This is a genomic window from Bacillus sp. FSL R9-9497, from assembly GCF_038005805.1.
GTDB lineage: Bacteria > Bacillota > Bacilli > Bacillales > Bacillaceae_G > Bacillus_A > Bacillus_A cereus.
The window spans coordinates 3,589,410-3,613,613 of sequence record NZ_JBBOTY010000001.1 but is presented as its reverse complement, the minus strand read 5'-3'; the positions used below and the strand labels follow the sequence as shown (position 1 = coordinate 3,613,613).

Below are 24,204 nucleotides of genomic sequence, written 5' to 3'. Positions count from 1 at the left end.
GATTAGAGGGACTAAGGAGGAATTTATAATGTCTAGATACACAAAAGAAGATATTTTCCGTTTGGCGAAAGAAGAGAATGTAAAGTATATCCGTTTACAATTTACGGACCTTTTAGGGGTAATTAAAAACGTAGAGATTCCAGTGAGACAATTAACGAAAGCTCTTGATAACAAAATGATGTTTGATGGATCTTCGATTGAAGGTTTCGTACGTATTGAAGAATCTGATATGTATTTATATCCTGATTTAGACACTTGGGTAATTTTCCCTTGGACAGCTGAAAAAGGTAAAGTAGCTCGACTAATCTGTGATATTTACAATGCAGATGGCACTCCATTTGATGGAGACCCACGTAACAACTTAAAACGTGTGTTAAAAGAAATGGAAGCTTTAGGATTTTCAGACTTCAATCTTGGACCAGAGCCAGAATTCTTCCTATTTAAGGTTGATGAAAAAGGAAATCCAACATTAGAACTAAACGATAACGGTGGATACTTCGACCTTGCGCCGATGGATCTAGGGGAAAACTGTCGTCGTGATATCGTTCTTGAACTTGAAGAAATGGGATTTGAAATTGAAGCATCTCACCATGAGGTTGCTCCAGGGCAGCACGAAATTGACTTTAAATATGCAAATGCAATTCGCTCATGTGATGACATTCAAACATTCAAACTTGTTGTAAAAACAATTGCTCGTAAACATGGTTTACACGCAACGTTTATGCCAAAACCACTATACGGTGTGAACGGTTCAGGTATGCACTGTAACTTATCATTATTTAAAAACGGTGAGAACGTATTCTTTGATGCAAACGGTGACTTACAATTAAGTGATGATGCTCGTCACTTCATCGCAGGTATTTTAAAACATGCACCAGCATTTACAGCGATAGCAAACCCAACTGTAAACTCATACAAACGTCTAGTACCTGGATATGAAGCGCCTTGTTACGTAGCATGGTCTGCACAAAACCGTAGCCCGTTAGTACGTATCCCTGCATCTCGTGGTATTAGTACACGCGTAGAAGTGCGTAGTGTTGACCCGGCTGCAAACCCATATTTAGTAATGGCTACATTATTAGCTGCAGGTCTTGATGGAATTAAAAACAAATTAACTCCACCAGCAGCAGTAGATCGTAACATCTATGTAATGACAAAAGAAGAGCGCGAAGAAGCAGGTATCGTTGACTTACCAGCAACATTAGCGCAAGCATTAGTTACATTACAATCTAATGAAGTAGTATGCGGTGCACTAGGAGAACACTTACTTGAGCACTTCATCGAAGCGAAAGAGATTGAGTGGGATATATTTAGAACACAAGTTCACCAATGGGAACGCGATCAATATATGTCTCTATACTAAGAGGCTTGAACCCTTGATACAACTCGTATCAAGGGTTTTTTAATTCCCAATTATTACACTTTTATGTGGTTGCAAAATGAAAAACAGCCACATAAAAGCTAATAATTAATAACAAGTAGTGAAATCATAGAAAAACATTATCAGATAAACGTAAGTTTTATATAATTTGTGAAATAAAAAAGCCTTGATACTACGGTATCAGGGCTTTTTTAAGTGAACTTATTGGATATATTAACTACTAGATAATGGATTATTTTTGGTTTCTTGAATCCTGTTACTAAGAAAATTTTTTCAAAAGAATTGATTTTATCTTTTTTTAAATCACTTGTGCTATAACTTAATAATTCTTTACTGCCTGTACAACGCGACCAATTATTTTTACATCTTCAGCTGAAAGGTCGTAAGTTTTTGGTTCGTGGATAGGGTCATTACTCAATGGTATTAAAGTAATGATGCTTCCGGATTTTGAAATCTTTTTCACGGTAGCATCATAACCATTGACTTTTACAACGGCAATTTGTCCGTTTTCAACATAAGGAGTTTCCTCTACTAAAACATAAGAACCATCAGGGAATTCGAGATTCATGCTAGTGCCTTTTACAGTAAGATAAAAATACTTTTTACGCTTGTTTAAAAATGTACTTAGCATTGGTAAATAGCCTTCAATATTTTCTTCGGCGAATATAGGTGTACCGGCGGCTACCGAACCAATGATAGGAATATGAATAATATTTGATTGATCGTTTTGGATGGTTTCATAAATAGAAACTTCTTCTTTAACAGTATTGTCCTCTTGAGTTGCGAGTCTTTCTAAATCATCAGTAGTGATTCCTAATCCCTTACAAACTTTTATCACATTATCAACAGATGCTTTGCCAATCCCTCTTGATAACATGGATTGCAGTGTTGTGGGGGGGAGACCTATTTTTTCGGCGAAGGCTCTTTTGCTATAGCCAGCTTCTTTTATTAAGCGTGTTACAACCTCTGCTTTTTTCATTACTTTCACCATCTTTCTTATTAAAATGTATACGATATTGCGTATTTCTGTATATATCATAACCTAACTAGATTTGTTAGTAAATAGAAAAGTATACGAAATTGAGTATTTTAATACGTTATTTTATTGACTAAATACGAAATTGAGTTTATATTTAAATGGAAATGAACGCAATATCGTACAAAAAGGTGGTGAGTCAATGTATCCGAATTTGCGTGCAGAGATGGCGAGAAAAAGAATTATGATTACACAAATTTCTTCGCATCTGAAACTTCGCCACGCAACAGTGAGCGACAAAATAAATGGTAAATTTCGTTTTTATTATGATGAAGCTTTTGAAATTAAGAAAACTTTTTTTCCAGAACATAGTTTGGAATATCTTTTTGAATTTGAAGAAAATGAAGCGAATTGAAATCGGAGGAGATTTACTTAAAATGTAACGCTATAATCGAATTATTGAATGATGATTTAATAAGAGGGTTCATATCAAAGTATTTAATTTAAATTCCGATAACTAGTTAATCTGTAAAAAGAAAGTAACGAATTATGGGTAGTGCGAAATTATCTCAATGCAATAAAGATAGCCCAAAATTAGTAGTGAGGAGGAGATGAGGATGGGGCAATTAACTGACTCATCAGTACATAGTTCATTAGTATTTGAAGTTGATGGCAAAGTAGTAACGGATAGTTTGGTAATTGCGAAGATATTCAAAAAAAATCACTTGGACGTTTTGAAGGAAGTTCGAAAACAAATTGTATATGTAGATGAAGAGTTTGGAGGAGAAAATTTTCACGAGTCCACTTATGTTAATTCAAAGAACAGGCGAATCTCTAAATATGATTTAACAGAAGAAGCATTCACGTTACTTGTTATGGGATATACCAGTAGAGAAGCGGTTGGAATGAAAATTAAATTTATGAAAGAGTTCAAACGAATGAAGCAGTATATACAAAATCAACAAAATGTGCCAAAGGATCCAATGGGGGGTTTAAAGTTAACATTTGCTGCGTTAGAAGGGCATACTCAGGAGATACAAGAGATTAAGTCTGAGGTGAGGGGATTGCGAGAAAATACGCCGCTTTATGCTATCGAGTGTGAAGAAATAACAAGGGCTGTAAAAAGGTTAGGTGTTATGTTATTGGGAGGTAAAAATTCAAATTCTTATCAGGATATCGGCCTTAGAAGGAAGTTATATAGAGACATTTACAGTCAGTTACATCGGGAATTTGGTGTGAATAGTTATAAAGCTATTAAGCGTCATCATTTGGATAGAGCAATACAAATTATTAATGAAGAATATTCAATTCCAACTGTTTTAAATGAAGAAATTACAGTTAAAAACTCACAAATAAATATGGCAGACATTCAGTAGGAGGAAAGAACATGCAAAGAAAGATTTTAGTGATTACTAGCAGTTTAGCAGGGTTACCAACTGTCAGTGAATTTAAAACAAAAGAAGATGCAAAAGAGCAGGTTAGAAAGCTTATTCAAAAAGGAATGAGTCAAAATGTGATTCGTATAACACAAGAAATTCCAATGAATATCGAAATTCAAGTGGATGTTGAATTTGAGGAATAAGAGAGGTTTAGAAGAAAATAGATATGGATAGCATGATTGTTTTGAATGAATGCATAAGAAAAGAATCCGTTGCAGCGGATTCTATAAGAAAAAATATCTCTAGATAAGTATAACATTGAATACCGTTTTTGAGAATTTATGAGGTGGCTAGTATGGGGATTATTCGAGTGAAAAAAGATAGTAATTATTCCGTTATAAATAATACTGGTTTAAAAGATGAAAGGTTGTCATGGAAAGCGAAAGGAATCTTAGCCTATGCGCTTACATTACCAGACGATTGGACTTTTCATATTAGCGAATTAGCTCGACATGCTAAGGATGGAGAAGATTCGCTCCGTACAGGTTTTAAGGAATTAAAAGAATTAGGTTATGTAAAACGTTATCCTGTTCGTGATGGGAATACCCAAAAAATTACAAGGTGGGATACGGAAATTTACGAAACGCCACAAAGGAACATGCCACAAGTGGAAAACCAAGATGTGGTAAAGCTATATGTGGAAAATCAGACACTAATAAATACTAATAGACTAATTACTAATAAACGAAATAATAATATACAAAATACTAATCATTATGATGATATGGATAAATTAGACTCTCGTGTATTCATCAATGAGAGGGTTAAAGTAAGTTGTAACTTTATTAAGGGGATGGGCATTCCGTTAAGTGAAATTGCAATTGCAGAGTTGGGGGATTTTTGTAATTTGTTTAGTGATGAGTTAATTCAGCATGCAATTAATAAAGCCGTTGATGAGAATGCACCAAGATGGAACTACATTAAGGCTATATTGAGGAATTGGAAGGAGCAAGAAGTTAAAACATTAGTTGATGTGGCTACACTAGATAGACGTTTCGAAATGAGCAAGAAAAAGAAATATAACGAGACAGGTAGGAAGTATTCAAATAGAAAAGAGATTGTACCCGATTGGTTATATAAAGATGATGAATCAACAAATCTAGAAGGGGAAAGAAAAACCGTGCAGTCTACTGATGAAGAGCGTGAGAGATTACAAGAAGTGTTAAATAAATATAAGTCATAAGAAAAAATGTTAGGTGATTTTGTTATTTTAAAATATGTTATGTTAATAAAATAATAATACAATTATATTCTTTAAAGATTCCCAATGCATAGTGAACAGTATTATAAAGATAGTAGTGAATGTTTGGATCAAGTATGAACCATTTGTAATTTCAGTTTCTTTCTTAAGGTTCTATGGGGACTGTTAGAAGTTTTTTCAAAAGGATTCAGGAATTACTTACGATATCGGAATTCTAAAGATGTAATGAACTTATCAATAGAGGGTAAAAAATGTTAGGAAAGGGTTGTGTTTATAAAATGAAAGATAATTTACAAGTAATAAAGATTGAAAAAGCTAATAAGCATATTCATTCTATTAAATTAGTGTTAAGAGACTTTGTAAAAAGAACGGAAGTGGGTGAATCAGTAAGTGTTCGAATGGCTCAAAGATTATAAGAAGTTAGAAGAAGAAATTGCTTATTTAGAATACAACTTAGATAAATCAAAAGCCGAATTGAAGCGTTGGATTAGCGGTGATTTGCAAAATGTAAGATTAACCGCTGAATCGGAAGGGGCTAAGGTAGAAGGGCGTATTGAAGCAATTGAATATGAATTAGCTCATAAAATGAATGGAGAGTGTGATTTAAAGCTTTTGATTAATAAGTTTACAGGACTGGATCATCAAATACTTAAAATGAAATATGTTGATGGAATGACTTTAGAGCAAATTGCGTTTGAATTACATTATAGTACAGGCTATATACGCCGAAAACACGCTGAAATAAGGAAGATTGTCAAGTTTTTAGATGGATTTTAGTGTTACCTTTTTGTAGGATACATGCAGTGTACAGAAAGTATTGAAAAAGTGATTTATAGTAGTAATATAAGATTTCGACGAAAGGGCAACTATTTTTATGGTTGCTCTTTTTGTTGTGAAAGAAGGTGAGTAACATGAAGTGATTTTATAGATAAATGGGCATTTAGCTTCCGGTTATATTTAGTAAAGTAGTAGGTTTACAGGCGAAAATAATAGCAAATAAGGAGATGTTTAATGATGAATTTATTAGCTGCTTCAGTCAAAACAAAGAATTTGCCACAACAAGTGTTACGTTGGCAATCAATGGTAGAAAGCGAATGTTCCGCACAAGGAGTACCTGAGTTAGTTCCTTACGTACTTGGAATTATTATGGTGGAAAGTGGAGGGAACTCTGAAACAACCCCCGATATTATGCAGTCCAGTGAATCACAAGGTTGGCCAATGAATACAATTAAAAATCCTAAGGATTCAATTTATTACGGAGTAAAGCATTTAAAGGGAGCTTTTGATGATGCAAAGAAAAATGGTATTACAGATTTAAGTGCCATTGTTCAATCGTATAATTTTGGACGAGCTTACCTTCGCTGGTTAGCTTCTAACAATAAACAGCATTCATTACCGGTAGCAGATTTGTATTCTAAAACGGTTGTTGCTCCATCACTCGGAAATACAACTGGTGCTATGGTGAAATATAGTCACCCTATCGCTGTTGCCTACAATGGTGGTTATCGATATAAAAATGGGGGGAATTTCTTCTACTCTGAAATTGTTAAGCAATATGTTGATTTTAACGGAGGAACTGATGGTGGTGACAATAAACCGTTACAACCAAAAGGACTAGGAATTGCAACGTCTAAATACCCAGAAGGATCGGGTATCAATTTATATAGTGGCCCTGGAAAAGATGCTTGGTTCACAGGTCATGTCATTAATACAAAAATGCCATATTTAATTATAGATGCTGCTTGGTATGGTGGGAATGAAAATATGTTGTGCCTAGGTTGGGAAGCATGGGCAAAAGAAGAACACTTTGAAGTAGAGTGGTTCCATGCTTATTCAAAATATCCAGCAGGTTATGGTATTAACACATATGATGGTCCAAATGGAAATTATAAAGGAAATGTAGATGGATCTTATCCATATGGCGTTTTTGCGAGAAAAGATGGCTATATCGATATTGGACAAAATACATGGGTAAAAGAAGAACATTTTAATGTAAGGTAATAACAAAGGGTTTCTTATTCTGCGATTATAAATATTAAATTTAAATATAAAGAAAAAATGTTATGAAAGGGTGCTTTTATAAGTGCCTTTTTATATCACTTATAAATAGGAAGGAAGATTATTATGGCAAAATTTATTTATCCAACCGATACAACGAGAGTAACAAGTGGTTTTAGGGGGAGTAGACCAGATCATCATGGGATAGATCTGGCTGAATCGGGTTATCATCCGATTTATGCAGCGGCTAGCGGACGAGTTAGTCGTTCTTATGTTTCATCTAGTTATGGTGAATGTATTATGATTGTGCACACTATTGATGGGGTTACATGGGAAACAGTATATACTCATATGCGTAGCGGTTCTCGAACGGTGAAAGAAGGTGATTATGTTACGCAAGGACAAACTATTGGAGTTATGGGTAGCACGGGAGAAGTTACTGGTCAACATCTACATTTTGAATTGCATAAAGGGTCTTGGAACGTTAATAAGAGTAATGCTGTGAATCCATTAGATTACTTAGGAAAAGGAGACGGTGGTGGTACAACAGATCCTTCTAATAAACCACTACAACCAAAAGGGCTAGGTATCGCAACATCTAAATACCCAGAAGGATCGGGTATCAATTTATATAGTGGCCCTGGAAAAGATGCCTGGTTCACAGGTCATGTCATTAATACAAAAACGCCATATTTAATTATAGATGCTGCTTGGTATGGTGGGAATGAAAATATGTTGTGCCTAGGTTGGGAAGCATGGGCAAAAGAAGAACACTTTGAAGTAGAGTGGTTCCATGCTTATTCAAAATATCCAGCAGGTTATGGTATTAACACATATGATGGTCCAAATGGAAATTATAAAGGAAATGTAGATGGATCTTATCCATATGGGATTTTTGCAAGAAAAGATGGTTATATCGATATTGGAAAAAATACATGGGTAAAAGAAGAACATTTTAATGTGAGATAAGGATATTAGAGTAGGGTCACTCGTGTGATTCTTTTTAATTTTTGAAAAGGAGATGAGAACGATGGAAGAACAAATCTTCAATTCAATGATTCAACAAGGAGCATTCGCAGCTTTATTTGTGTGGATGCTGTTTACTACGCAAAAAAAGAATGAACAGCGCGAAGAACAATATCAAAAAGTTATTGAAAAAAATCAACAGGTCATTGAAGAACAAGCAAAAGCATTTAGTTCGTTGTCAAAGGATTTATCAGATGTTAAGCAAAAAATATTGGGAAACGGGGATGAGAAATAAAATATGATATTAAATTATTTGTCGCGTATGTAGGTTCTCAAATAGAGATTCAATTAATATATAATAATGAGAAAAAGCCCTAATACCGATAAGTATTGGGGCTTTTTCTCATTAGCTATAGTGAATAAGGTTGTAGTGGATTCTTCAAGAGGAAAGAGTGAATGAAGTCTAATATTTAATGTAAATGAAATGAAACCTTGAAGAATGCTTAGTTATAACACAGTCTTATTCAGGGATTTGTTAGTTCGCTTTCTAAATTTAGGGAATAAATATAGCTTAGTACCTTGCAATAAATAATACTAAGTGGTATATTATGGATAAATTAGGTACCGTGTATTGAACAGTACTGAGATAGGGAAGGAGGATGGCACTTGAACGTTCAGTTTAAAAAAGGTGTGCTTGAACTTTGTGTATTAGCACTTGTAAAACGTAAAGATAGTTACGGTTATGAACTTGTTCAGCAAATTTCTAATAAATTTTTAATATCGGAAGGGTCAGTATACCCTTTATTACGTCGTTTGACGAAAGAAGGGTATTTTCAAACGTATTTAAAGGAATCTACGGAAGGGCCACCTCGTAAATATTATCAATTAACAGAGCAAGGGGAGACGCAATTTCATTTGTTAGTAACAGAATGGTGTGATTTTGCGAAAGGGGTACAAGAAATTATTGAAGGGGTGGAATGGGATGAGTAAAGAAGGGTTTCTTAAAGAATTATCAAGTTATCTTAGAAAGTTACCAGAGGAAGAGAGGCAAGATATTTTATTGGATTATGAAGAGCACTTTCAGTTTGGACTAGAAGAGGGGAAAACTGAATCAGAAATAATACAAGGCCTTGGTTCTCCGAAAGTAATAGCGAAAGAATTACTTGCGATGTATCGCTTCGATGAAATGAAAAAAAATCCATCGACTTCAAATGTGACAAGAGCTGTTATGGCAGCGATTGGACTTAGTTTGTTTAATTTTATTATTGTGTTAGGACCGTTAGTCGCAATTATTGCTTTTATATTTTCTTTTTGGATCGGTGGTATTGCTAGTGTAGTAACACCATTTTTCGTTATTGGAAAAGTATTTATGGGTACTTTTATATGGTTGGATCTTTTCGTTAGTATAACGTTTGTTGGAGTAGGTTTATTGTTATGTATTATCGCTTTTTATAGTACAAAGTGGTTTAAGAGATTGTGTGTACGATATGTAATATGGAACTTCAAAATGATAAAAGGAGAGTAAATGATGAAAAAACTATTTTTAATCGCTATTGCTTGTATCATTATTGGAGTAATAGGAATTTCCCAAACATATGAAAAAGCAGTACAAACTGCTAAAAAAGGCGATAAAGAAAATGTAATTAAAAACGAAACATTAAAAAATATAGAAGTTAAGTTAGATGCCGGGGATATTATTGTCCAAAAATCTCCTGACTCTTCTTTTTATATCAAGCAATCAGGAGATGTACGTAAACAAGAGATTCGTATCGCAGAAGATGGTGACACATTAAAAGTTATTGGGGAAAGAGAAAAAGGTGCTTCATTTGATTTTTCTTTTTACGATTTTAGGTTTCAAACGTCTAAATTGACTCTCCTTGTGCCCGAACGCTCTTACCAAGATGTAAAAGTAAATTCATCTGCTGGACAAATCGAAATGAGTGATGTGAAAAGTGATAGCGTAAGTGTTAGAACACTTGCTGGAGAAGTAGAGTTGAAACAAATAACGGCTAAGAATGTGGAGGGATCGACAAAAGCTGGTGAGGTGAATTTTAAGAAGGTATTAGGGAAAGTGACCGCAAAAACAACAAGTGGGGAAATAAATATTCAAGATCATGATTCTAAGTATAATCTAGAAGCAAGTTTAACTGCGGGAGATATAGATATTACTTTATCGGAAAAACCACAAGATGCGGTAATTACTGGGCAAAGTGCTGCCGGAGATGTAACAATTTTTAATGAAGAAAATAAAAACGTAACAATTGGAAATGGTAGTAAAAAGATTAGTGGTAAAACGGCTGCTGGAGATGTGACGATTAAAACTCGTTAATAAGAAATAGAATGCATGGAAATCTATCAAAATACAAAAAAGAAGATAATTACCGTATATAAATAAGGTAATTATCTTCTTTTTATTATTTTTTAATGTAAGTCACGATATACGCCAATTACTTTCCCGATAACTGACACTTGTTTTAAAATGATAGGTTCTAATGAAGAATTTTCTGGTTGTAAACGGAAATGGTCTTTTTCTTTATAGAAACGTTTAACAGTTGCTTCATTATCTTCTGTTAAAGCGACTACAATTTCACCATTATATGCAGACTGTTGTTGGCGAACAACAACTAGATCTCCATCGAAAATACCAGCTTCAATCATACTATCTCCAGAAATACGTAACATGAACACTTGGTCTGCTCCAGCGACAATACTAGCTGGAAGTGGGAAATGTTCCTCTACGCTTTCAACCGCTGTAATTGGTAAACCAGCAGTAACTTTTCCGACAATTGGAACTTGAATAACAGATTGTGTTTCCGTATCCATTCGGTCTTCACCTAAAATTTCAATGGCACGTGGTTTTGTTGGATCGCGTCGAATGTATCCTTTTTCTTCTAATCGTGATAAATGTCCGTGCACTGTAGAACTAGAAGCGAGGCCGACTGCTTGACCAATTTCACGTACGGAAGGTGGATATCCTTTTTCTTGTACTTTTAGCTTAATAAAGTCGAGAATGTCTTGCTGGCGTTTCGTTAACTTTTCCATGTTTTCTAACACCTCGTTTTCTTTCATTTTTCTTATTAATAAGTATAACATGTGAAAAAACATTCTACAAACATAAGTTCGAACAAATGGCGGATTTATGTTACACTATAGGGAAATAATAGGGAGAAAGAGGGGTTCAAAATGAATGCAATTATTTATGCACGTGTGAGTACAACGAAAGAAGCGCAAGAAACATCATTATTACGTCAAAAAGATGAATTATTGCATTTAGCTGAGCGCTATCAAATGAATGTTACTAAGGTGATTGAAGAGCAGGCTAGTGGATATATAATTGAACGTGACGGTATATTAGAGGTGTTGGATACAATTCGAGACGAACAAATCGATGTGTTACTTATACAAGATGAAACGCGCCTTGGTAGAGGAAATGCGAAGATCGCATTAATGCATTGTTTACATAAAGAAGGCATAAAAGTATATACGCATACACATAATGGTGAATTACAATTGTCGGATTCTGATTCGATGGTATTAGATATTATTGGTATTGTTGAAGAATATCAAAGAAAGATTCATAATTTGAAAATTAAACGAGGTATGCAACGTGCAGTAGAAAAAGGTTATCGTCCAGAAAATAATTTAAAAAATCGTCATTTAAGTGTAGGAAGAGAGAAAAAAGAAGTGCCAATTGAGGAAATTGTACGTTTACGAAAAAGTGAACTCACGTTTGAAGAAATTGCAGCAACATTACGTGGATTTGGTCATGATGTTTCAAAGGCGACTGTACATCGTAGATATGTAGAGTATACGAAGCAATTGCTTGATAAAGAAGAGTAACTATTGTATGATAATAATCAGTTTTGATTAGAAGGGGGATTCGAGATGATTAATCACGAACTCGTTGAACGCATTAACTTCTTAGCGAAAAAAGCAAAAGCTGAAGGTTTAACTGAAGAAGAGCAACGTGAGCGTCAATCGCTACGTGAACAATATTTAAAAGGATTTCGTCAAAATATGTTAAACGAACTTAAAGGTATTAAAGTTGTTAACGAAGAAGGTACAGATGTTACACCGACGAAATTAAAAGCTTTAAAAAAGCAAGATAATGCAAAATTAAATTAAAAGATGGGCGAAGCCCATCTTTTTTATTTGTAAAAATCGTTATTTAATAACTTTCCAGTTGTTATTAACTGTTGCTTCTATCGTTTTATGTTCCAATATATAATTAGCGATAAGTTCAGACATATCTGTGGGTATATCTTTTACTACTGGTTTATTTTGAAACATAAAGAAATTTCCCCCGCCACTTGCACGATAATTATTCATTACAACGTCATATTCTTCATTCATATTAAGAGGAGCACTGTTATGCTGTAAAGATTCTACTCTTTCACCAATTGGTTTTGAAATGTTTAATACGTATGAAATCCCTTCCCACATATCATAATTATAATGTTGTGGCTTTGGTTCTATATAGGTAGGACTTACGGTGATGGATCCATCTGTTTTTAATGTGAAATAAGAAGCAGAGAGTTCAAGAGCGTTTTTTATATCTGCTCCAGTTATTCTAATTACTTTTAATGTGTTTGGATAAATATAATTAGAAACGATGTCACGCATTGTTACATGTTCCGGGAAACCTGGAGATGTATTATGGAACAAACTTGTACAAGAAATTGATACATTAGCTATATCCATCTGTATTTTATTTATGAATTCGATAAAAGGATGATCATGCAAACGAGTTTGCATAGCATCTGAAATTTGCATATCTCCCTGAATGATTCCAATAGGTTGATCAAGCCACTTTTGTGTTTTCTCTTCGTAATCGGCTACCAATGAAAGTGCATCTTGGTCAGCCTCAACTCCTTGTACAGATAATAATTCAGAAGACCTCTCTTTTTTCACCCATTTATGTTTTGTTTTTTCGAATGTTATTTTTACTTTTCCAACTGAGTTTCCATTACATCCGGTCTGTAAAATTGTTACACCGTTAGCCATTGTGTGAGCAATTTCCCGGTGTTGGTGGCCTGTTAATAAAATATCTATGCCTTCAATTTCATGGCACATTGCATATCCTTGGTTTTCTCCTGTTAACACTTCAGTCGGTACCCCGGTTTGTAAATCTCGTTCAACTCCCCCGTGATACGCTACGACTAGTAAATCTGGTTTCTCATGTTCGCGAATATAAGAAACCCATTCTTTTGTAGTCTTTAATGCATCTTCAAATAGTAAATCTTTAATGTGATGGGACTGTTCCCAATTTGGGATGTAATGTGTTGTTACCCCTAAAATAGCAATTTTTATATTGGATTCAATCTGTTTGATTATATAAGGTTTTCCGAAATAAGGTTTTTTACTGTTTTTATCTAAAATGTTTGCTGATAGGTACGGGAAGTTCGCAGTAGTCACAGCATTATTTAATATATCCATCCCGTAATTAAATTCATGATTGCCGATAATTGCAGCGTCATACTGTAAGTAATTCGCTAATAAGGACATTGGGTTTTTTTTGTTTTTTTCGTATGTAACATAATGATAAGTAAATGGTGTTCCTTGAATAAAGTCGCCATTATCAATTAAAAGAACGTTTCTATTTTGGGAACGTTCTTTTTTTATAAGAGTAGAAATTTTAGCTAAACCAAGTTCTGCTGGGGAGTTATCTTGGTAGTGAATAGGATAAACAGTGCCATGTATATCGCTTGTTAATAAGATGTTTAAAGTTACAGTTTGATTTTGTTCCAATATGACTCACCTTTTCTATTGTTATCTTCCAATTCATCATATCAAATATGTGAAGAGAATTTTAATGTGAGTGTATAGAATGTGTAAAGATTCTGTAAATAATCAATTATTTGTAAAAATATGTGATATATTTCTTCATGTTTATGAAAGGTTATTTTATAACAATGAAAAATGGAGGCATTAATATGTTGAAAAAAGTTTTTGCAATGAGCACAACAGTTGTACTAGCAGCGGGATTATTAAGTGGCTGCGGGACGAAAGAGTCAAGTGCAAGTAAAAATGAAGATACGAAAAAAGGGTATGTACCGAAGACTTTAAATGTTCAATTTGTTCCTTCTCAAAATGCGGATACGTTAGAGGCGAAGGCAAAACCGCTTGAGAAGCTATTAAGTGATAAGTTAAATATTCCAGTAAAAGTTAGTATTTCAACGAACTACAATACAATTGTAGAAGCGATGGCATCTAAACAAGTAGATGTAGGATTTTTACCGCCAACAGCGTACGTATTAGCACATGAAAAGAAGGCTGCAAATGTAATTTTACAAGCACAACGTTTTGGAGTAGATGATGAAACAGGAGCTCCTACAAAAGATTTAGTAGATTATTATAAATCTGAGTTTGTTGTTAAAAAAGACTCTAATATAAATAGTGTAAAAGATTTAAAAGGTAAAAAGATTGGTTATCAAGATGTAACATCATCAGCAGGGTATGTATGGCCTGCAGCTGTTCTATTAAAAGAGGGAATTGATCCGTTAAAAGATGTGAAACCTGTTACATTAAAAGGTCACGATCAGTCGCTTATTGCTCTTTTAAATGGTGACGTAGATGCAGCTGTTGTATTCCAAGATGCTCGTAATATTGTAAAAAAAGATTATCCGAATATATTTGATCAAACGAAAATAGTGAAATTTACTGAGAAAATTCCGAACGATACAATTTCTGTACGATCTGATTTAGATGCAGAGTGGAGCAAGAAATTACAAGATGCTTTCATTGAAATTGGAAAGAATGAGGAAGGTCACAAAATCATTAAAGAAGTATATTCACATGAAGGATATGTTAAATCTGATGATAGTAAATTTGATATCGTTCGTGAATATGGGAAGAAAGTAAAAACGCAATAATACATATGAAAATGGCAGCTAGCTGAAAGGGGATGTTTTCAGTTAGTTTGCCGTTTTGAATACATAGAAGGTAGGTAAGATGTGTGATAGAGTTTCGAAATGTCTCCAAAGTGTATCCAAATGGTACAAAAGGATTGAATAATATAAACTTGAAAATTCAAAAAGGTGAGTTTGTTGTAATGGTAGGGCTGTCTGGAGCTGGAAAATCTACACTTCTCAGATCCGTAAATCGTCTTCATGAGATTACCGAAGGAGAAATCATTATTGAAGGTGAGTCTATTACTGCTGCGAAAGGAAAAGAATTAAGGCGTATGCGCCGGGATATCGGTATGATCTTCCAAAGTTTTAATCTTGTAAAGCGATCAACAGTATTAAAAAATGTATTAGCTGGTCGTATTGGATATCATTCCACATTACGTACAACGTTAGGTTTGTTTCCGAAAGAAGATGTGGAGCTCGCATTTCAAGCGTTAAAAAGAGTGAATATTTTAGAAAAAGCATATGCACGTGCTGATGAATTATCAGGAGGACAACAGCAACGTGTATCAATAGCTAGAGCATTGGCACAAGAAGCAAAAATCATATTGGCAGATGAGCCTGTTGCATCGTTAGATCCACTTACGACAAAGCAAGTATTAAATGATTTGAAAAAAATCAATGAAGATTTTGGAATTACAACAATTGTGAATTTGCATTCTATTGATTTAGCTAGGCAATATGCGACACGTATTATTGGATTACATGCAGGAGAAATTGTTTTTGATGGTTCAGTAGAAGAGGCGACAGATGAAAAATTTGCTGAAATTTATGGAGATGTAGCACAGAAAAATGAATTGTTAGAGGTGGCAGTTAAATGAGTGACGTAACGATATATTCGAAATCGATACCGAAGCCGCCGAGTAAGTTAAAACATATGTTAACGTTTATTCTAGTCATTTTACTGTTGTGGGGAAGTAGTATACAGGTCGACGCATCATTTTCAAAGCTAGTAGTTGGTTTTCCTAATATGATGGATTTGTTAAAAGAAATGGTGCCGCCAGATTGGAGTTATTTTCAAGTTATTACAACAGCAATGTTAGATACAATACGTATGGCGATTATTGGGACGACTTTAGGAGCGATTTTAGCTATTCCACTTGCACTGTTTGCGGCAAGTAATGTGTTTACTAGTACATTTTTATACAGTCCAGCTTGATTGATTTTAAATTTTATTCGAACGATACCAGATTTATTATTAGCGGCAATTTTCGTAGCTATTTTTGGAATAGGACCACTTCCGGGTATTTTAGCTCTTACTTTTTTCTCAATTGGGCTCGTGGCGAAATTGTTGTATGAATCAATTGAATCAATTGACCCGGGCCCACTAGAAGCGATGACAGCTGTAGGGGCTAATAAGGTGCAATGGATTGTTTATGGAGTCATTCCACAAGTAAAAGCACACTTTGTTTCCTATGTACTATATACATTTGAGGTGAATGTACGTGCAGCGGCTGTCCTAGGTTTAGTAGGAGCAGGTGGTATTGGATTATATTATGATCGTACACTTGGATTTTTACAATATAAACAAACTGCTTCTATAATTATTTATACCCTTATTGTTGTTTTGTTAATTGACTACATTAGTACATTGTTGCGGGAGAAACTATAATGAATAGAACGACGATGATTGTGCAAAAACCGAAGAAACCGAGTATATATCGCTGGATTATTTTAATAGCACTTACAGTTGTATATGCATGGGCCTTTTCAGGAGTGCCATTAGAGGGGATAAAGGACACAGCAGGTGAAATCACGAAAGCAATTATGACAGGGATATTGAATCCAGACTGGTCGTATGTATCTTTGCCAGATGGTGAAGATTTATTACATGGATTAATTGATACGTTGGCAATTGCGATATTAGGTACATTTATTTCTGCATTTTTATCTGTTCCGTTTGCCTTTTGGGCGGCAACGAATATGAGGAGTGGAAAATTAACTTCAGGATCTGGGAAATTTGTACTTAGTTTTGTTCGTACGTTTCCTGAATTAGTTATGGCTCTTTTATTTATAAAAGCTGTTGGTCCAGGCTCTTTTGCAGGAGTATTAGCCTTAGGATTACATTCTATTGGAATGTTAGGGAAACTATATTCAGAAGGAATTGAAAACATAGATAAAGGACCGACGGAAGCGTTACTAGCAACAGGAGCAAACCGTTTTCAAATACTTTGGTATGCAGTGTTACCACAAGTGTTACCGGATTTTCTATCGTATACGTTATACAGATTTGAAATTAATGTACGATCCGCTGCGATTTTAGGGGTTATTGGAGCAGGAGGGATTGGTACACCTTTAATTTTTGCGCTGAGTTCACGGAATTGGTCTCGTGTTGGGATTATTTTATTAGGTATCATTTTAATGGTAATTATAATTGATTGGATTTCAAGTTCGATTCGGAAACGGATTGTTTAACTTATTTGAAAAGCATCGAAGTTAGATGCTTTTTTATGTTTTTAAAAACGTATTTAAAAAAGTAAGTATAGAAGAAATTTGTATAAATATACAGATAATTCACTTTCTTTTTAAAATAAAAATAATGAAAAAGTATGTCATATTGAATGCCCATACATTCCCGGAAACATTGATTTTTTTATAAAAAATCAAAAAAATATCAACATATTTGTCGATACATGTTGTATAATCTTGCGTGGGAAGCTATCATATAAATGTATAAAACGTTTACTAATATAAGCGAAGGGAAGAATAGCATGTCACATTCAATCGAACAACTTTCTATCAACACGATTCGCACATTATCCATCGATGCGATTGAAAAAGCAAACTCTGGTCACCCAGGAATGCCAATGGGTGCAGCACCAATGGCTTATACATTATGGACTCAATTTATGAAACACAATCCAAATAACCCAACGTGGTTTAACCGTGATCGTTTCGTATTATCTGCAGGTCATGGTTCAATGTTATTATACAGCCTACTTCACCTATCTGGTTATGATGTAACAATGGATGACTTAAAGAACTTCCGTCAATGGGGAAGCAAAACTCCAGGACATCCTGAGTACGGTCATACAGCTGGTGTAGATGCAACGACTGGTCCACTTGGACAAGGTATTGCAACTGCTGTAGGTATGGCAATGGCTGAAAGACATTTAGCTGCTAAATATAACCGTGATGCGTATAATGTAGTAGATCATTATACATACGCTATTTGTGGTGATGGAGATTTAATGGAGGGCGTTTCTGCTGAAGCATCTTCATTAGCTGCTCATTTACAATTAGGTCGTCTTGTTGTGCTTTATGATTCAAACGATATTTCATTAGATGGCGATTTAAATCGTTCATTCTCTGAAAGTGTAGAAGATCGTTACAAAGCATACGGATGGCAAGTAATCCGTGTTGAGGATGGAAACGATATTGAAGCAATCGCGAAAGCAATTGAAGAAGCGAAAGCTGACGAAAAACGCCCAACGCTAATTGAAGTAAGAACGACAATTGGTTTCGGTTCTCCAAACAAATCAGGAAAATCAGCTTCACATGGTTCTCCACTTGGTGTAGAAGAAACAAAATTAACGAAAGAAGCATATGCTTGGACTGCTGAGCAAGACTTCCACGTAGCAGAAGAGGTATATGACAACTTCCGTAAAACAGTACAAGATGTTGGTGAAACTGCGCAAGCAGAGTGGAACACGATGCTAGGTGAATATGCACAAGCATACCCAGAATTAGCAAACGAATTCCAAGCAGCAATGAACGGTCAACTTCCGGAAGGTTGGGAGCAAAACCTACCAACTTATGAATTAGGATCAAAAGCAGCAACTCGTAATTCTTCTGGTGCTGTAATTAATGCAATTGCAGAGTCTGTGCCATCATTCTTCGGTGGATCTGCTGACCTTGCTGGTTCTAACAAAACATACATGAATAATGAAAAAGACTTTACAAGAGATGATTACAGCGGTAAAAACATTTGGTACGGTGTACGTGAGTTCGCAATGGGTGCAGCAATGAACGGTATTGCACTACATGGCGGTTTAAAAACTTACGGTGGTACGTTCTTCGTATTCTCTGATTACTTACGCCCAGCAATTCGCCTTGCAGCATTAATGCAATTGCCAGTAACGTATGTATTCACACATGACAGTATCGCTGTTGGTGAAGATGGTCCAACGCATGAACCAATCGAGCAATTAGCAGCGCTTCGTGCAATGCCAAACGTTTCTGTTATCCGTCCTGCTGATGGTAACGAATCTGTTGCAGCTTGGAGACTAGCTTTAGAATCTACAAACAAACCAACTGCTTTAGTATTAACTCGTCAAGACCTTCCAACATTAGAAGGTGCAAAAGATGATACGTATGAAAAAGTAGCAAAAGGTGCATATGTAGTTTCTGCAAGCAAGAAAGAAACGGCTGATGTAATCTTACTTGCAACTGGATCTGAAGTAAGCCTAGCTGTTGAAGCTCAAAAAGCATTAGCAGTAGACGGCGTTGACGCAGCTGTTGTCAGCATGCCATCTATGGATCGCTTCGAAGCTCAAACTGCAGAGTACAAAGAATCTGTATTACCAAAAGCAGTAACAAAACGTTTCGCAATCGAAATGGGTGCTACATTCGGATGGCACCGTTACGTAGGTCTTGAAGGAGATGTGTTAGGTATCGATACATTCGGTGCTTCTGCTCCTGGTGAGAAGATTATGGAAGAGTATGGATTTACTGTAGAGAACGTTGTTCGTAAAGTAAAAGAAATGCTTTAATGATTTCAGAAAAATCTCTCCGGCATGGAGAGGTTTTTCTATGTAAATGAGTTTTTTCGACAGAAAAAGTTTTTTATCTCTCCGCAGTCAGACAATCATTGCAAATTTTCTTATATATAATGAAGAGAAAAGGTTGTCCAGATTGGGAGTGGAAAAATGAAAACGTATGAATTGTATTTAATTCAAGAGGATATTGCGAAAGCTTATTTTGGTCGTGAATATTTGTTTTTTGATTTATTTGCTCGATTTTCAGAATCTGGGTCCCTTTCGGAGAAAAAAGTGTTATATAAGCAAATGATGTATATAACGATGCCATTGCAAGTAATGAAAATTCATCATAAATTAGAACAAGCTTTGCGCGTTCTTGGTAAATATGATAGAACACATCATACACATACACTTTATACGGGAGCGGAGTACGGCGAAATAATGGTGAAACCGCACTATATTCGTATGAATACCTCTGGAAATGTCTCTATGGAAACGACATTCTTTGAGGTGTTAAGAAAGTGTGAATTAACATTTTTAGCTATGGATTATGAAAATACAAAGTACGGATGGCTGAATCCTCTAAAACAAGTACGAACATATGTGTAAAAAATGTCGAATTGTATCTTGTCTTATTGAAAAGGTTTTAGTACACTGTAAGGTAGACAACATGAAGGAGGAAAATATATGCCAATTTGGTTAGGTATTCTAGTGGGCGTAGTAGCACTAGTAGCAGGCGTGGCGTTAGGATTTTTCATTGCCCGCAAATATATGATGAATTACTTACAAAAAAATCCACCAATTAACGAACAAATGTTAAAAATGATGATGATGCAAATGGGACAAAAACCTTCCCAAAAGAAAATCAATCAAATGATGAGCGCAATGAACAAGCAACAAATGAAATAAGCGCTAAAAGACACTCGCTAAGAGTGTCTTTCTTTTTGTTAGTTATAGTTTTTAAAACTTTTAAAAATTCTGTATTTTTGGTAAACTGAAAACATCGCTCATTTTAAGGGAGGAGGAAAAAAATGAAAGTGTTTATGAATTTAGCGTGGTTTTTTAAACAAGAAAAACGAGCGTACATAACTGGAATTATTTTATTGTTTGGCGTTGCACTTTTAGAACTTGTAGCACCAAAAGTAATTGGAATCGTTGTAGATGAAATTAATGATGGAACATTGACGACCGATAAGTTACTAAAATGGGTTGTACTATTAGTAATTGTAGGTATTACGATGTACATATTACGTTACATATGGCGTATTATGATTTTCGGGTCTTCATTAAAATTAGCTCGCCAATTACGAAAAAATTTATATGAACATTTTACAAAGATGAGTCCATCTTTCTATCAGTCAAATCGAACAGGTGATTTAATGGCACATGCGACCAATGATATTCAAGCGATCCAGCAAACTGCTGGAGCAGGTGTTTTGACGCTTGTTGACTCATTAGCTGTCGGAGGATGTGTACTCGTAGCGATGGGTTTTACAATTAGTTGGAAGTTAACATTATTAAGTTTAATTCCAATGCCGATTGTAGCTATTTCGACAAATTATTATGGAACTTTATTACATAAAAGGTTTCATAAAGCACAGCAATCGTTTTCGGAAATCAATGATAAAGTGCAAGAGAGTATGAGTGGAATGAAAGTGATTCGCTCGCTTGGACAAGAGAAAGAAGATTTGCAGGCGTTTCGAAGAAAATCAGAAGATGTTGTACATAAAAATGTGTTAGTTGCACGTATTGATTCGTTATTTGATCCGACAATCTCTCTTATCGTTGGATTTTCTTTTTTAATCGCAGTATGTTATGGATCGGTATTAGTTGTAAGAGGTGAATTAACAGTAGGTGATCTCGTTACATTTACGACATATTTAGGTACCCTTGTTTGGCCAATGTTAGCGTTTGGATGGTTATTCAATATTATGGAGCGTGGGCGTGCTTCATATGACCGTGTAGAAAAAATTCTTTCACAAAAATCAGATGTAGTAAATAGCGAAAATGCTGTACATACAATAGCGAGCGGTAATGTTTCGTTTGCCGTTGATTCATTTTCGTATAAGAAAAATGAATTGTTACATTTAAACGATATTCACTTTGATTTGAAGAAGGGTGAAACGCTAGGAGTTGTAGGACGTACAGGCGCAGGGAAAACGACTTTATTAAAATGTTTAATCCGTGAGTATGATCATTTTAATGGTGAATTAAAAATTGGGGAGCGAGATATTCGAGATATAACACTTCATGGTGTCCGTTCTGCCATTTCATACGTGCCGCAAGATCATTTTTTATTTTCAGCAAGTATTGGTGAGAATATTGCCTTTGGAAAGGCGGATGCTACATATAATGAAATTACCCAAGCTGCAGAGATTGCTTGTATTCATAATGACATCCTCCAATTTTCAGAAGGATATGAAACAGTAGTAGGGGAAAGAGGTGTTTCGTTATCTGGTGGTCAAAAACAGCGAATCTCTATTGCTCGTGCTTTATTAACAAATGCTGAAATATTAATTTTGGATGATTGTTTATCAGCAGTAGATGCAAAAACAGAAGAGACGATTTTAAGTGCCTTAAAGAGGGAAAGAGCAGGGAAAACGACGATTATTACTGCACACCGATTAAGTGCAATTCAGCATGCCAATCTTATTCTTGTTGTTGATGAAGGTAGAATTGTACAAAGAGGTACACATGAGGAATTAATGAAGGAAAACGGCTGGTATAAGGAAATGTATGAAAGCCAGCAATTAGAAGCTTTAGTCGAGAAAGGAGGCGTATGATGGTAGAGAAGAAGCGAAGTGATTTAAGTAGATTGCTTTCTTATATGAAGCCATATAAAGGGTTGCTATCTTTAGCATTTATCTTTTTAGTTGGTGCGACAGTAACGGAAATGATGGGGCCTTTTTTAATTAAACAATTCCTCGATGAACACCTAGTACCGCGGGATTTTGAACGATCAGCGCTCGTTACTTTATTTGTAATTTACATAGTTGCTCATTTATTAAAAGTATTATTTACGTATTTAAATCTATTGTACTTTCAGAACATTGCTTTTAAGATTGTTCAAGATATGCGAGTCGAAGTATATGAACATGTTCAAAAGCTGTCATTAAGTTTCTTTGATCGTACGCCAATTGGTACGCTCGTATCTCGTATAACGAATGATACGGAAGCGATTAAAGATTTTTATGTTAGTGTATTATCAACATTTGTGAAAAATGTAGTCTTTTTAGTAGGTATTTTAATAGCGATGTTTTTATTAGATGTAAAATTAGCGCTATTTTCTCTCGTATTAATTCCGATCATGTTTGCGATTATGGTATTATATCGCCGGAAAAGTGCAGCTTTTTATTTAGAAGTACGTAATCAATTAAGCGTGTTAAATGCAAAATTGAACGAGTCCATACAAGGAATGAATATTGTTCAAGTGTTCAGACAAGAAAAACGTATGAGAAAAGAGTTTGAAGAAGTGAATAATAAACATTATAGTGCAGGGCGACGTACTTTGAAGTTAGACGCATTACTTTTACGACCGGCTACGGATTTAGTGCATATTGTAGCTATTGCGTTAGTACTAGGTTTATTTGGGATTGATGCTTTAAAGAGCCCTGTTGAAGTAGGAGTTTTATATGCTTTTGTTAACTATATACATCGTTTTTTCCAACCTGTAAATGAGATGATGATGAAATTGTCCTTTTTCCAACAGGCACTTGTTTCGTCATCACGTGTATTTCATTTAATGGACGAGAAAGATTTAGCACCGGTTCAAAAAGGCAATGAGAATCCTCAAGTTGTGGATGGGGATATTGAATTTAAAAATGTTACTTTTTCATATGATGGAAAGCGTGACGTTTTAAAAAATGTATCATTTCACGTGAAACAAGGGCAAACGGTTGCTTTTGTTGGGCATACTGGTAGCGGAAAAAGTACGATTATGAATTTGTTAATGCGATTTTATAATATTAAGTCAGGAAATATTGTAATAGACGGTGTAGATTTAGAAAAATTTGAAGAACGAGAAATTAGAAAGAAAATAGGACTCGTATTGCAAGATGCATTTTTATTTGCTGGAAATGTAAAGCAAAATATTCGTATGTATAATGAAGAAATTACGGATGAAGAAGTAAAAGAAGCTGCTCGATTTGTGCAAGCGAATACGTTTATTGAAAAGTTACCAAAACAGTATGAAACAGAAGTAGTAGAAAGAGGTGCAGCATTTTCAAGCGGTCAACGACAATTAATTGCTTTTGCTAGAACGATAGCAACGAATCCGAAAGTATTAGTATTAGATGAAGCAACAGCTAATATCGATACAGAAACAGAAGAGGCTATTCAAACAGCGTTGCAACAAATGCGAAAAGGTAGAACGACGATAGCCATTGCGCATAGGTTATCTACAATTCAAGATGCAGATCAAATTTTTGTGATGCATGATGGAGAGATAGTAGAAAGAGGAACACATCAAGAATTACTAAGTGAGCAAGGTTTGTATTATAATATGTACTTGCTACAAAATAAAGTGAGTTTGCAAAAGGCCTTGTAATACAAGGTCTTTTTTATTTTGTATACAAAATATGTTTACTCTTTGTTTCTATAGCATAAATGTTGTGTCCTCTTATGAAACTTGTACAT

26 protein-coding genes and 1 pseudogene are annotated in these 24,204 nt (G+C 34.9%); 24 read left to right on the top strand and 3 right to left on the bottom strand.

The features are described from left to right. The first annotated feature begins 28 nt into the window (after positions 1-28). The gene (glnA, locus tag MKY21_RS18540) at positions 29-1,363 is read left to right on the top strand and encodes a type I glutamate--ammonia ligase (RefSeq protein ID WP_000092763.1); all 1,335 of its coding nucleotides are present in this window, start codon (positions 29-31) and stop codon (positions 1,361-1,363) included. Positions 1,364-1,700: 337 nt separating this feature from the next. Here glnA and MKY21_RS18535 read toward each other — a convergent pair whose 3' ends face one another. After that, positions 1,701-2,360 carry a LexA family protein gene (locus tag MKY21_RS18535; RefSeq protein WP_033683142.1) on the bottom strand — a complete coding sequence of 220 codons (660 nt, stop codon included), beginning with the start codon at positions 2,358-2,360 and terminating at the stop codon, positions 1,701-1,703. Positions 2,361-2,559: 199 nt separating this feature from the next. Here MKY21_RS18535 and MKY21_RS18530 point away from each other — a divergent pair, with 199 nt between their 5' ends. The 12 genes from MKY21_RS18530 (at position 2,560) to MKY21_RS18475 (ending at position 10,290) form a co-directional block, all read left to right on the top strand. Next, entirely contained in the window at positions 2,560-2,772 is a 213-nt protein-coding gene (locus MKY21_RS18530; protein ID WP_000283431.1) for a hypothetical protein, read from the top strand. 202 nt (positions 2,773-2,974) lie between these two features. Further along, positions 2,975-3,733 (top strand): ORF6C domain-containing protein, encoded by a 759-nt coding sequence (locus MKY21_RS18525; RefSeq protein WP_000531296.1) that lies wholly within the window; start codon positions 2,975-2,977, stop codon positions 3,731-3,733. Positions 3,734-3,744: 11 nt separating this feature from the next. Next, the gene (locus MKY21_RS18520; protein WP_001189064.1) at positions 3,745-3,939 is read left to right on the top strand and encodes a hypothetical protein; all 195 of its coding nucleotides are present in this window, start codon (positions 3,745-3,747) and stop codon (positions 3,937-3,939) included. A gap of 152 nt (positions 3,940-4,091) precedes the next feature. After that, positions 4,092-4,979, top strand: coding sequence for a DnaD domain protein (locus MKY21_RS18515; protein WP_086392621.1), 888 nt, complete (start codon positions 4,092-4,094; stop codon positions 4,977-4,979). A 269-nt stretch (positions 4,980-5,248) separates the two neighbouring features. Continuing rightward, complete coding sequence (locus MKY21_RS18510; protein WP_000900736.1) at positions 5,249-5,413, top strand: hypothetical protein; 165 nt, start codon at positions 5,249-5,251, stop codon at positions 5,411-5,413. Next, the gene (locus MKY21_RS18505; protein WP_086392622.1) at positions 5,388-5,774 is read left to right on the top strand and encodes a hypothetical protein; all 387 of its coding nucleotides are present in this window, start codon (positions 5,388-5,390) and stop codon (positions 5,772-5,774) included. Before MKY21_RS18510 ends, MKY21_RS18505 begins: the two co-directional genes overlap by 26 nt. A 237-nt stretch (positions 5,775-6,011) precedes the next feature. Continuing rightward, positions 6,012-6,998, top strand: a complete 987-nt coding sequence (locus tag MKY21_RS18500; protein WP_033668930.1) for a lysozyme family protein — start codon at positions 6,012-6,014, stop codon at positions 6,996-6,998. A gap of 123 nt (positions 6,999-7,121) precedes the next feature. Beyond that, positions 7,122-7,964, top strand: coding sequence for a M23 family metallopeptidase (locus MKY21_RS18495; protein ID WP_086392623.1), 843 nt, complete (start codon positions 7,122-7,124; stop codon positions 7,962-7,964). A 61-nt stretch (positions 7,965-8,025) separates the two neighbouring features. Continuing rightward, the gene (locus MKY21_RS18490) at positions 8,026-8,256 is read left to right on the top strand and encodes a BhlA/UviB family holin-like peptide (RefSeq protein ID WP_000392443.1); all 231 of its coding nucleotides are present in this window, start codon (positions 8,026-8,028) and stop codon (positions 8,254-8,256) included. A gap of 371 nt (positions 8,257-8,627) precedes the next feature. Continuing rightward, positions 8,628-8,951 carry a PadR family transcriptional regulator gene (locus MKY21_RS18485; protein WP_001102627.1) on the top strand — a complete coding sequence of 108 codons (324 nt, stop codon included), beginning with the start codon at positions 8,628-8,630 and terminating at the stop codon, positions 8,949-8,951. Further along, positions 8,944-9,486, top strand: coding sequence for a DUF1700 domain-containing protein (locus tag MKY21_RS18480; protein ID WP_000031383.1), 543 nt, complete (start codon positions 8,944-8,946; stop codon positions 9,484-9,486). The genes MKY21_RS18485 and MKY21_RS18480 overlap by 8 nt, the downstream gene beginning before the upstream one ends. After that, on the top strand, positions 9,487-10,290 hold the full coding sequence (locus tag MKY21_RS18475; RefSeq protein ID WP_341077123.1) for a DUF4097 family beta strand repeat-containing protein: 804 nt from the start codon (positions 9,487-9,489) through the stop codon (positions 10,288-10,290). It begins immediately after the preceding gene. Between the two features lie 92 nt (positions 10,291-10,382). Here MKY21_RS18475 and lexA read toward each other — a convergent pair whose 3' ends face one another. Next, the gene (gene lexA / locus MKY21_RS18470; protein ID WP_000413738.1) at positions 10,383-11,003 is read right to left on the bottom strand and encodes a transcriptional repressor LexA; all 621 of its coding nucleotides are present in this window, start codon (positions 11,001-11,003) and stop codon (positions 10,383-10,385) included. A gap of 141 nt (positions 11,004-11,144) precedes the next feature. Here lexA and MKY21_RS18465 point away from each other — a divergent pair, with 141 nt between their 5' ends. Together MKY21_RS18465 and MKY21_RS18460 are read left to right on the top strand one after the other, a co-directional pair. Continuing rightward, positions 11,145-11,801, top strand: a complete 657-nt coding sequence (locus MKY21_RS18465) for a YneB family resolvase-like protein (protein WP_341077120.1) — start codon at positions 11,145-11,147, stop codon at positions 11,799-11,801. Positions 11,802-11,846: 45 nt separating this feature from the next. After that, positions 11,847-12,086, top strand: a complete 240-nt coding sequence (locus MKY21_RS18460; protein ID WP_000607015.1) for a DUF896 domain-containing protein — start codon at positions 11,847-11,849, stop codon at positions 12,084-12,086. A 39-nt stretch (positions 12,087-12,125) separates the two neighbouring features. Here the strand turns inward: MKY21_RS18460 and MKY21_RS18455 are convergent, their stop codons facing one another. Further along, positions 12,126-13,709 carry a bifunctional metallophosphatase/5'-nucleotidase gene (locus MKY21_RS18455; protein WP_000437442.1) on the bottom strand — a complete coding sequence of 528 codons (1,584 nt, stop codon included), beginning with the start codon at positions 13,707-13,709 and terminating at the stop codon, positions 12,126-12,128. 185 nt (positions 13,710-13,894) lie between these two features. Here MKY21_RS18455 and MKY21_RS18450 point away from each other — a divergent pair, with 185 nt between their 5' ends. The 9 genes and pseudogenes from MKY21_RS18450 to MKY21_RS18410 all read left to right on the top strand — a co-directional run bounded on the left by MKY21_RS18450 (position 13,895) and on the right by MKY21_RS18410 (position 24,115). After that, a complete protein-coding gene (locus tag MKY21_RS18450) occupies positions 13,895-14,833 on the top strand; it encodes a phosphate/phosphite/phosphonate ABC transporter substrate-binding protein (protein WP_000915058.1) in 939 nt (312 codons plus the stop codon). An 83-nt stretch (positions 14,834-14,916) separates the two neighbouring features. Continuing rightward, positions 14,917-15,690, top strand: a complete 774-nt coding sequence (gene phnC / locus MKY21_RS18445) for a phosphonate ABC transporter ATP-binding protein (protein ID WP_000569246.1) — start codon at positions 14,917-14,919, stop codon at positions 15,688-15,690. Next, a pseudogene (gene phnE / locus MKY21_RS18440) lies at positions 15,687-16,481 on the top strand (phosphonate ABC transporter, permease protein PhnE). The gene phnC and the pseudogene phnE (MKY21_RS18440) overlap by 4 nt, the downstream one beginning before the upstream one ends. Beyond that, the gene (gene phnE, locus MKY21_RS18435; RefSeq protein ID WP_001082392.1) at positions 16,481-17,284 is read left to right on the top strand and encodes a phosphonate ABC transporter, permease protein PhnE; all 804 of its coding nucleotides are present in this window, start codon (positions 16,481-16,483) and stop codon (positions 17,282-17,284) included. The pseudogene phnE (MKY21_RS18440) and the gene phnE (MKY21_RS18435) overlap by 1 nt, the downstream one beginning before the upstream one ends. 296 nt (positions 17,285-17,580) lie before the next feature. Further along, positions 17,581-19,581, top strand: a complete 2,001-nt coding sequence (tkt, locus tag MKY21_RS18430; RefSeq protein ID WP_000019766.1) for a transketolase — start codon at positions 17,581-17,583, stop codon at positions 19,579-19,581. Positions 19,582-19,737: 156 nt separating this feature from the next. Continuing rightward, positions 19,738-20,178 carry a sporulation inhibitor of replication protein SirA gene (sirA, locus tag MKY21_RS18425; protein ID WP_000860645.1) on the top strand — a complete coding sequence of 147 codons (441 nt, stop codon included), beginning with the start codon at positions 19,738-19,740 and terminating at the stop codon, positions 20,176-20,178. Positions 20,179-20,256: 78 nt separating this feature from the next. Then, positions 20,257-20,478 carry a YneF family protein gene (locus MKY21_RS18420; RefSeq protein ID WP_001123317.1) on the top strand — a complete coding sequence of 74 codons (222 nt, stop codon included), beginning with the start codon at positions 20,257-20,259 and terminating at the stop codon, positions 20,476-20,478. 122 nt (positions 20,479-20,600) lie between these two features. Beyond that, positions 20,601-22,352, top strand: a complete 1,752-nt coding sequence (locus tag MKY21_RS18415; RefSeq protein WP_000862455.1) for an ABC transporter ATP-binding protein — start codon at positions 20,601-20,603, stop codon at positions 22,350-22,352. Next, on the top strand, positions 22,352-24,115 hold the full coding sequence (locus MKY21_RS18410) for an ABC transporter ATP-binding protein (protein WP_000229517.1): 1,764 nt from the start codon (positions 22,352-22,354) through the stop codon (positions 24,113-24,115). The genes MKY21_RS18415 and MKY21_RS18410 overlap by 1 nt, the downstream gene beginning before the upstream one ends. Positions 24,116-24,204 lie beyond the last annotated feature (89 nt).

Excerpts from the sequence above, each read along its gene's own strand:
- tkt (WP_000019766.1), top strand. The coding sequence starts at position 17,581 with ATGTCACATTCAATCGAACAACTTTCTATCAACACGATTCGCACATTA.
- MKY21_RS18460 (WP_000607015.1), top strand. The coding sequence starts at position 11,847 with ATGATTAATCACGAACTCGTTGAACGCATTAACTTCTTAGCGAAAAAA.
- phnE (WP_001082392.1), top strand. The coding sequence starts at position 16,481 with ATGAATAGAACGACGATGATTGTGCAAAAACCGAAGAAACCGAGTATA.
- MKY21_RS18525 (WP_000531296.1), top strand. The coding sequence starts at position 2,975 with ATGGGGCAATTAACTGACTCATCAGTACATAGTTCATTAGTATTTGAA.
- MKY21_RS18535 (WP_033683142.1), bottom strand. The coding sequence starts at position 2,360 with ATGAAAAAAGCAGAGGTTGTAACACGCTTAATAAAAGAAGCTGGCTAT.
- lexA (WP_000413738.1), bottom strand. The coding sequence starts at position 11,003 with ATGGAAAAGTTAACGAAACGCCAGCAAGACATTCTCGACTTTATTAAG.
- MKY21_RS18515 (WP_086392621.1), top strand. The coding sequence starts at position 4,092 with ATGGGGATTATTCGAGTGAAAAAAGATAGTAATTATTCCGTTATAAAT.
- MKY21_RS18465 (WP_341077120.1), top strand. The coding sequence starts at position 11,145 with ATGAATGCAATTATTTATGCACGTGTGAGTACAACGAAAGAAGCGCAA.
- MKY21_RS18475 (WP_341077123.1), top strand. The coding sequence starts at position 9,487 with ATGATGAAAAAACTATTTTTAATCGCTATTGCTTGTATCATTATTGGA.
- MKY21_RS18410 (WP_000229517.1), top strand. The coding sequence starts at position 22,352 with ATGGTAGAGAAGAAGCGAAGTGATTTAAGTAGATTGCTTTCTTATATG.
- MKY21_RS18415 (WP_000862455.1), top strand. The coding sequence starts at position 20,601 with ATGAAAGTGTTTATGAATTTAGCGTGGTTTTTTAAACAAGAAAAACGA.
- MKY21_RS18520 (WP_001189064.1), top strand. The coding sequence starts at position 3,745 with ATGCAAAGAAAGATTTTAGTGATTACTAGCAGTTTAGCAGGGTTACCA.
- MKY21_RS18490 (WP_000392443.1), top strand. The coding sequence starts at position 8,026 with ATGGAAGAACAAATCTTCAATTCAATGATTCAACAAGGAGCATTCGCA.
- MKY21_RS18480 (WP_000031383.1), top strand. The coding sequence starts at position 8,944 with ATGAGTAAAGAAGGGTTTCTTAAAGAATTATCAAGTTATCTTAGAAAG.
- MKY21_RS18420 (WP_001123317.1), top strand. The coding sequence starts at position 20,257 with ATGCCAATTTGGTTAGGTATTCTAGTGGGCGTAGTAGCACTAGTAGCA.
- MKY21_RS18495 (WP_086392623.1), top strand. The coding sequence starts at position 7,122 with ATGGCAAAATTTATTTATCCAACCGATACAACGAGAGTAACAAGTGGT.
- MKY21_RS18500 (WP_033668930.1), top strand. The coding sequence starts at position 6,012 with ATGAATTTATTAGCTGCTTCAGTCAAAACAAAGAATTTGCCACAACAA.
- sirA (WP_000860645.1), top strand. The coding sequence starts at position 19,738 with ATGAAAACGTATGAATTGTATTTAATTCAAGAGGATATTGCGAAAGCT.
- glnA (WP_000092763.1), top strand. The coding sequence starts at position 29 with ATGTCTAGATACACAAAAGAAGATATTTTCCGTTTGGCGAAAGAAGAG.
- MKY21_RS18450 (WP_000915058.1), top strand. The coding sequence starts at position 13,895 with ATGTTGAAAAAAGTTTTTGCAATGAGCACAACAGTTGTACTAGCAGCG.
- MKY21_RS18530 (WP_000283431.1), top strand. The coding sequence starts at position 2,560 with ATGTATCCGAATTTGCGTGCAGAGATGGCGAGAAAAAGAATTATGATT.
- MKY21_RS18510 (WP_000900736.1), top strand. The coding sequence starts at position 5,249 with ATGTTAGGAAAGGGTTGTGTTTATAAAATGAAAGATAATTTACAAGTA.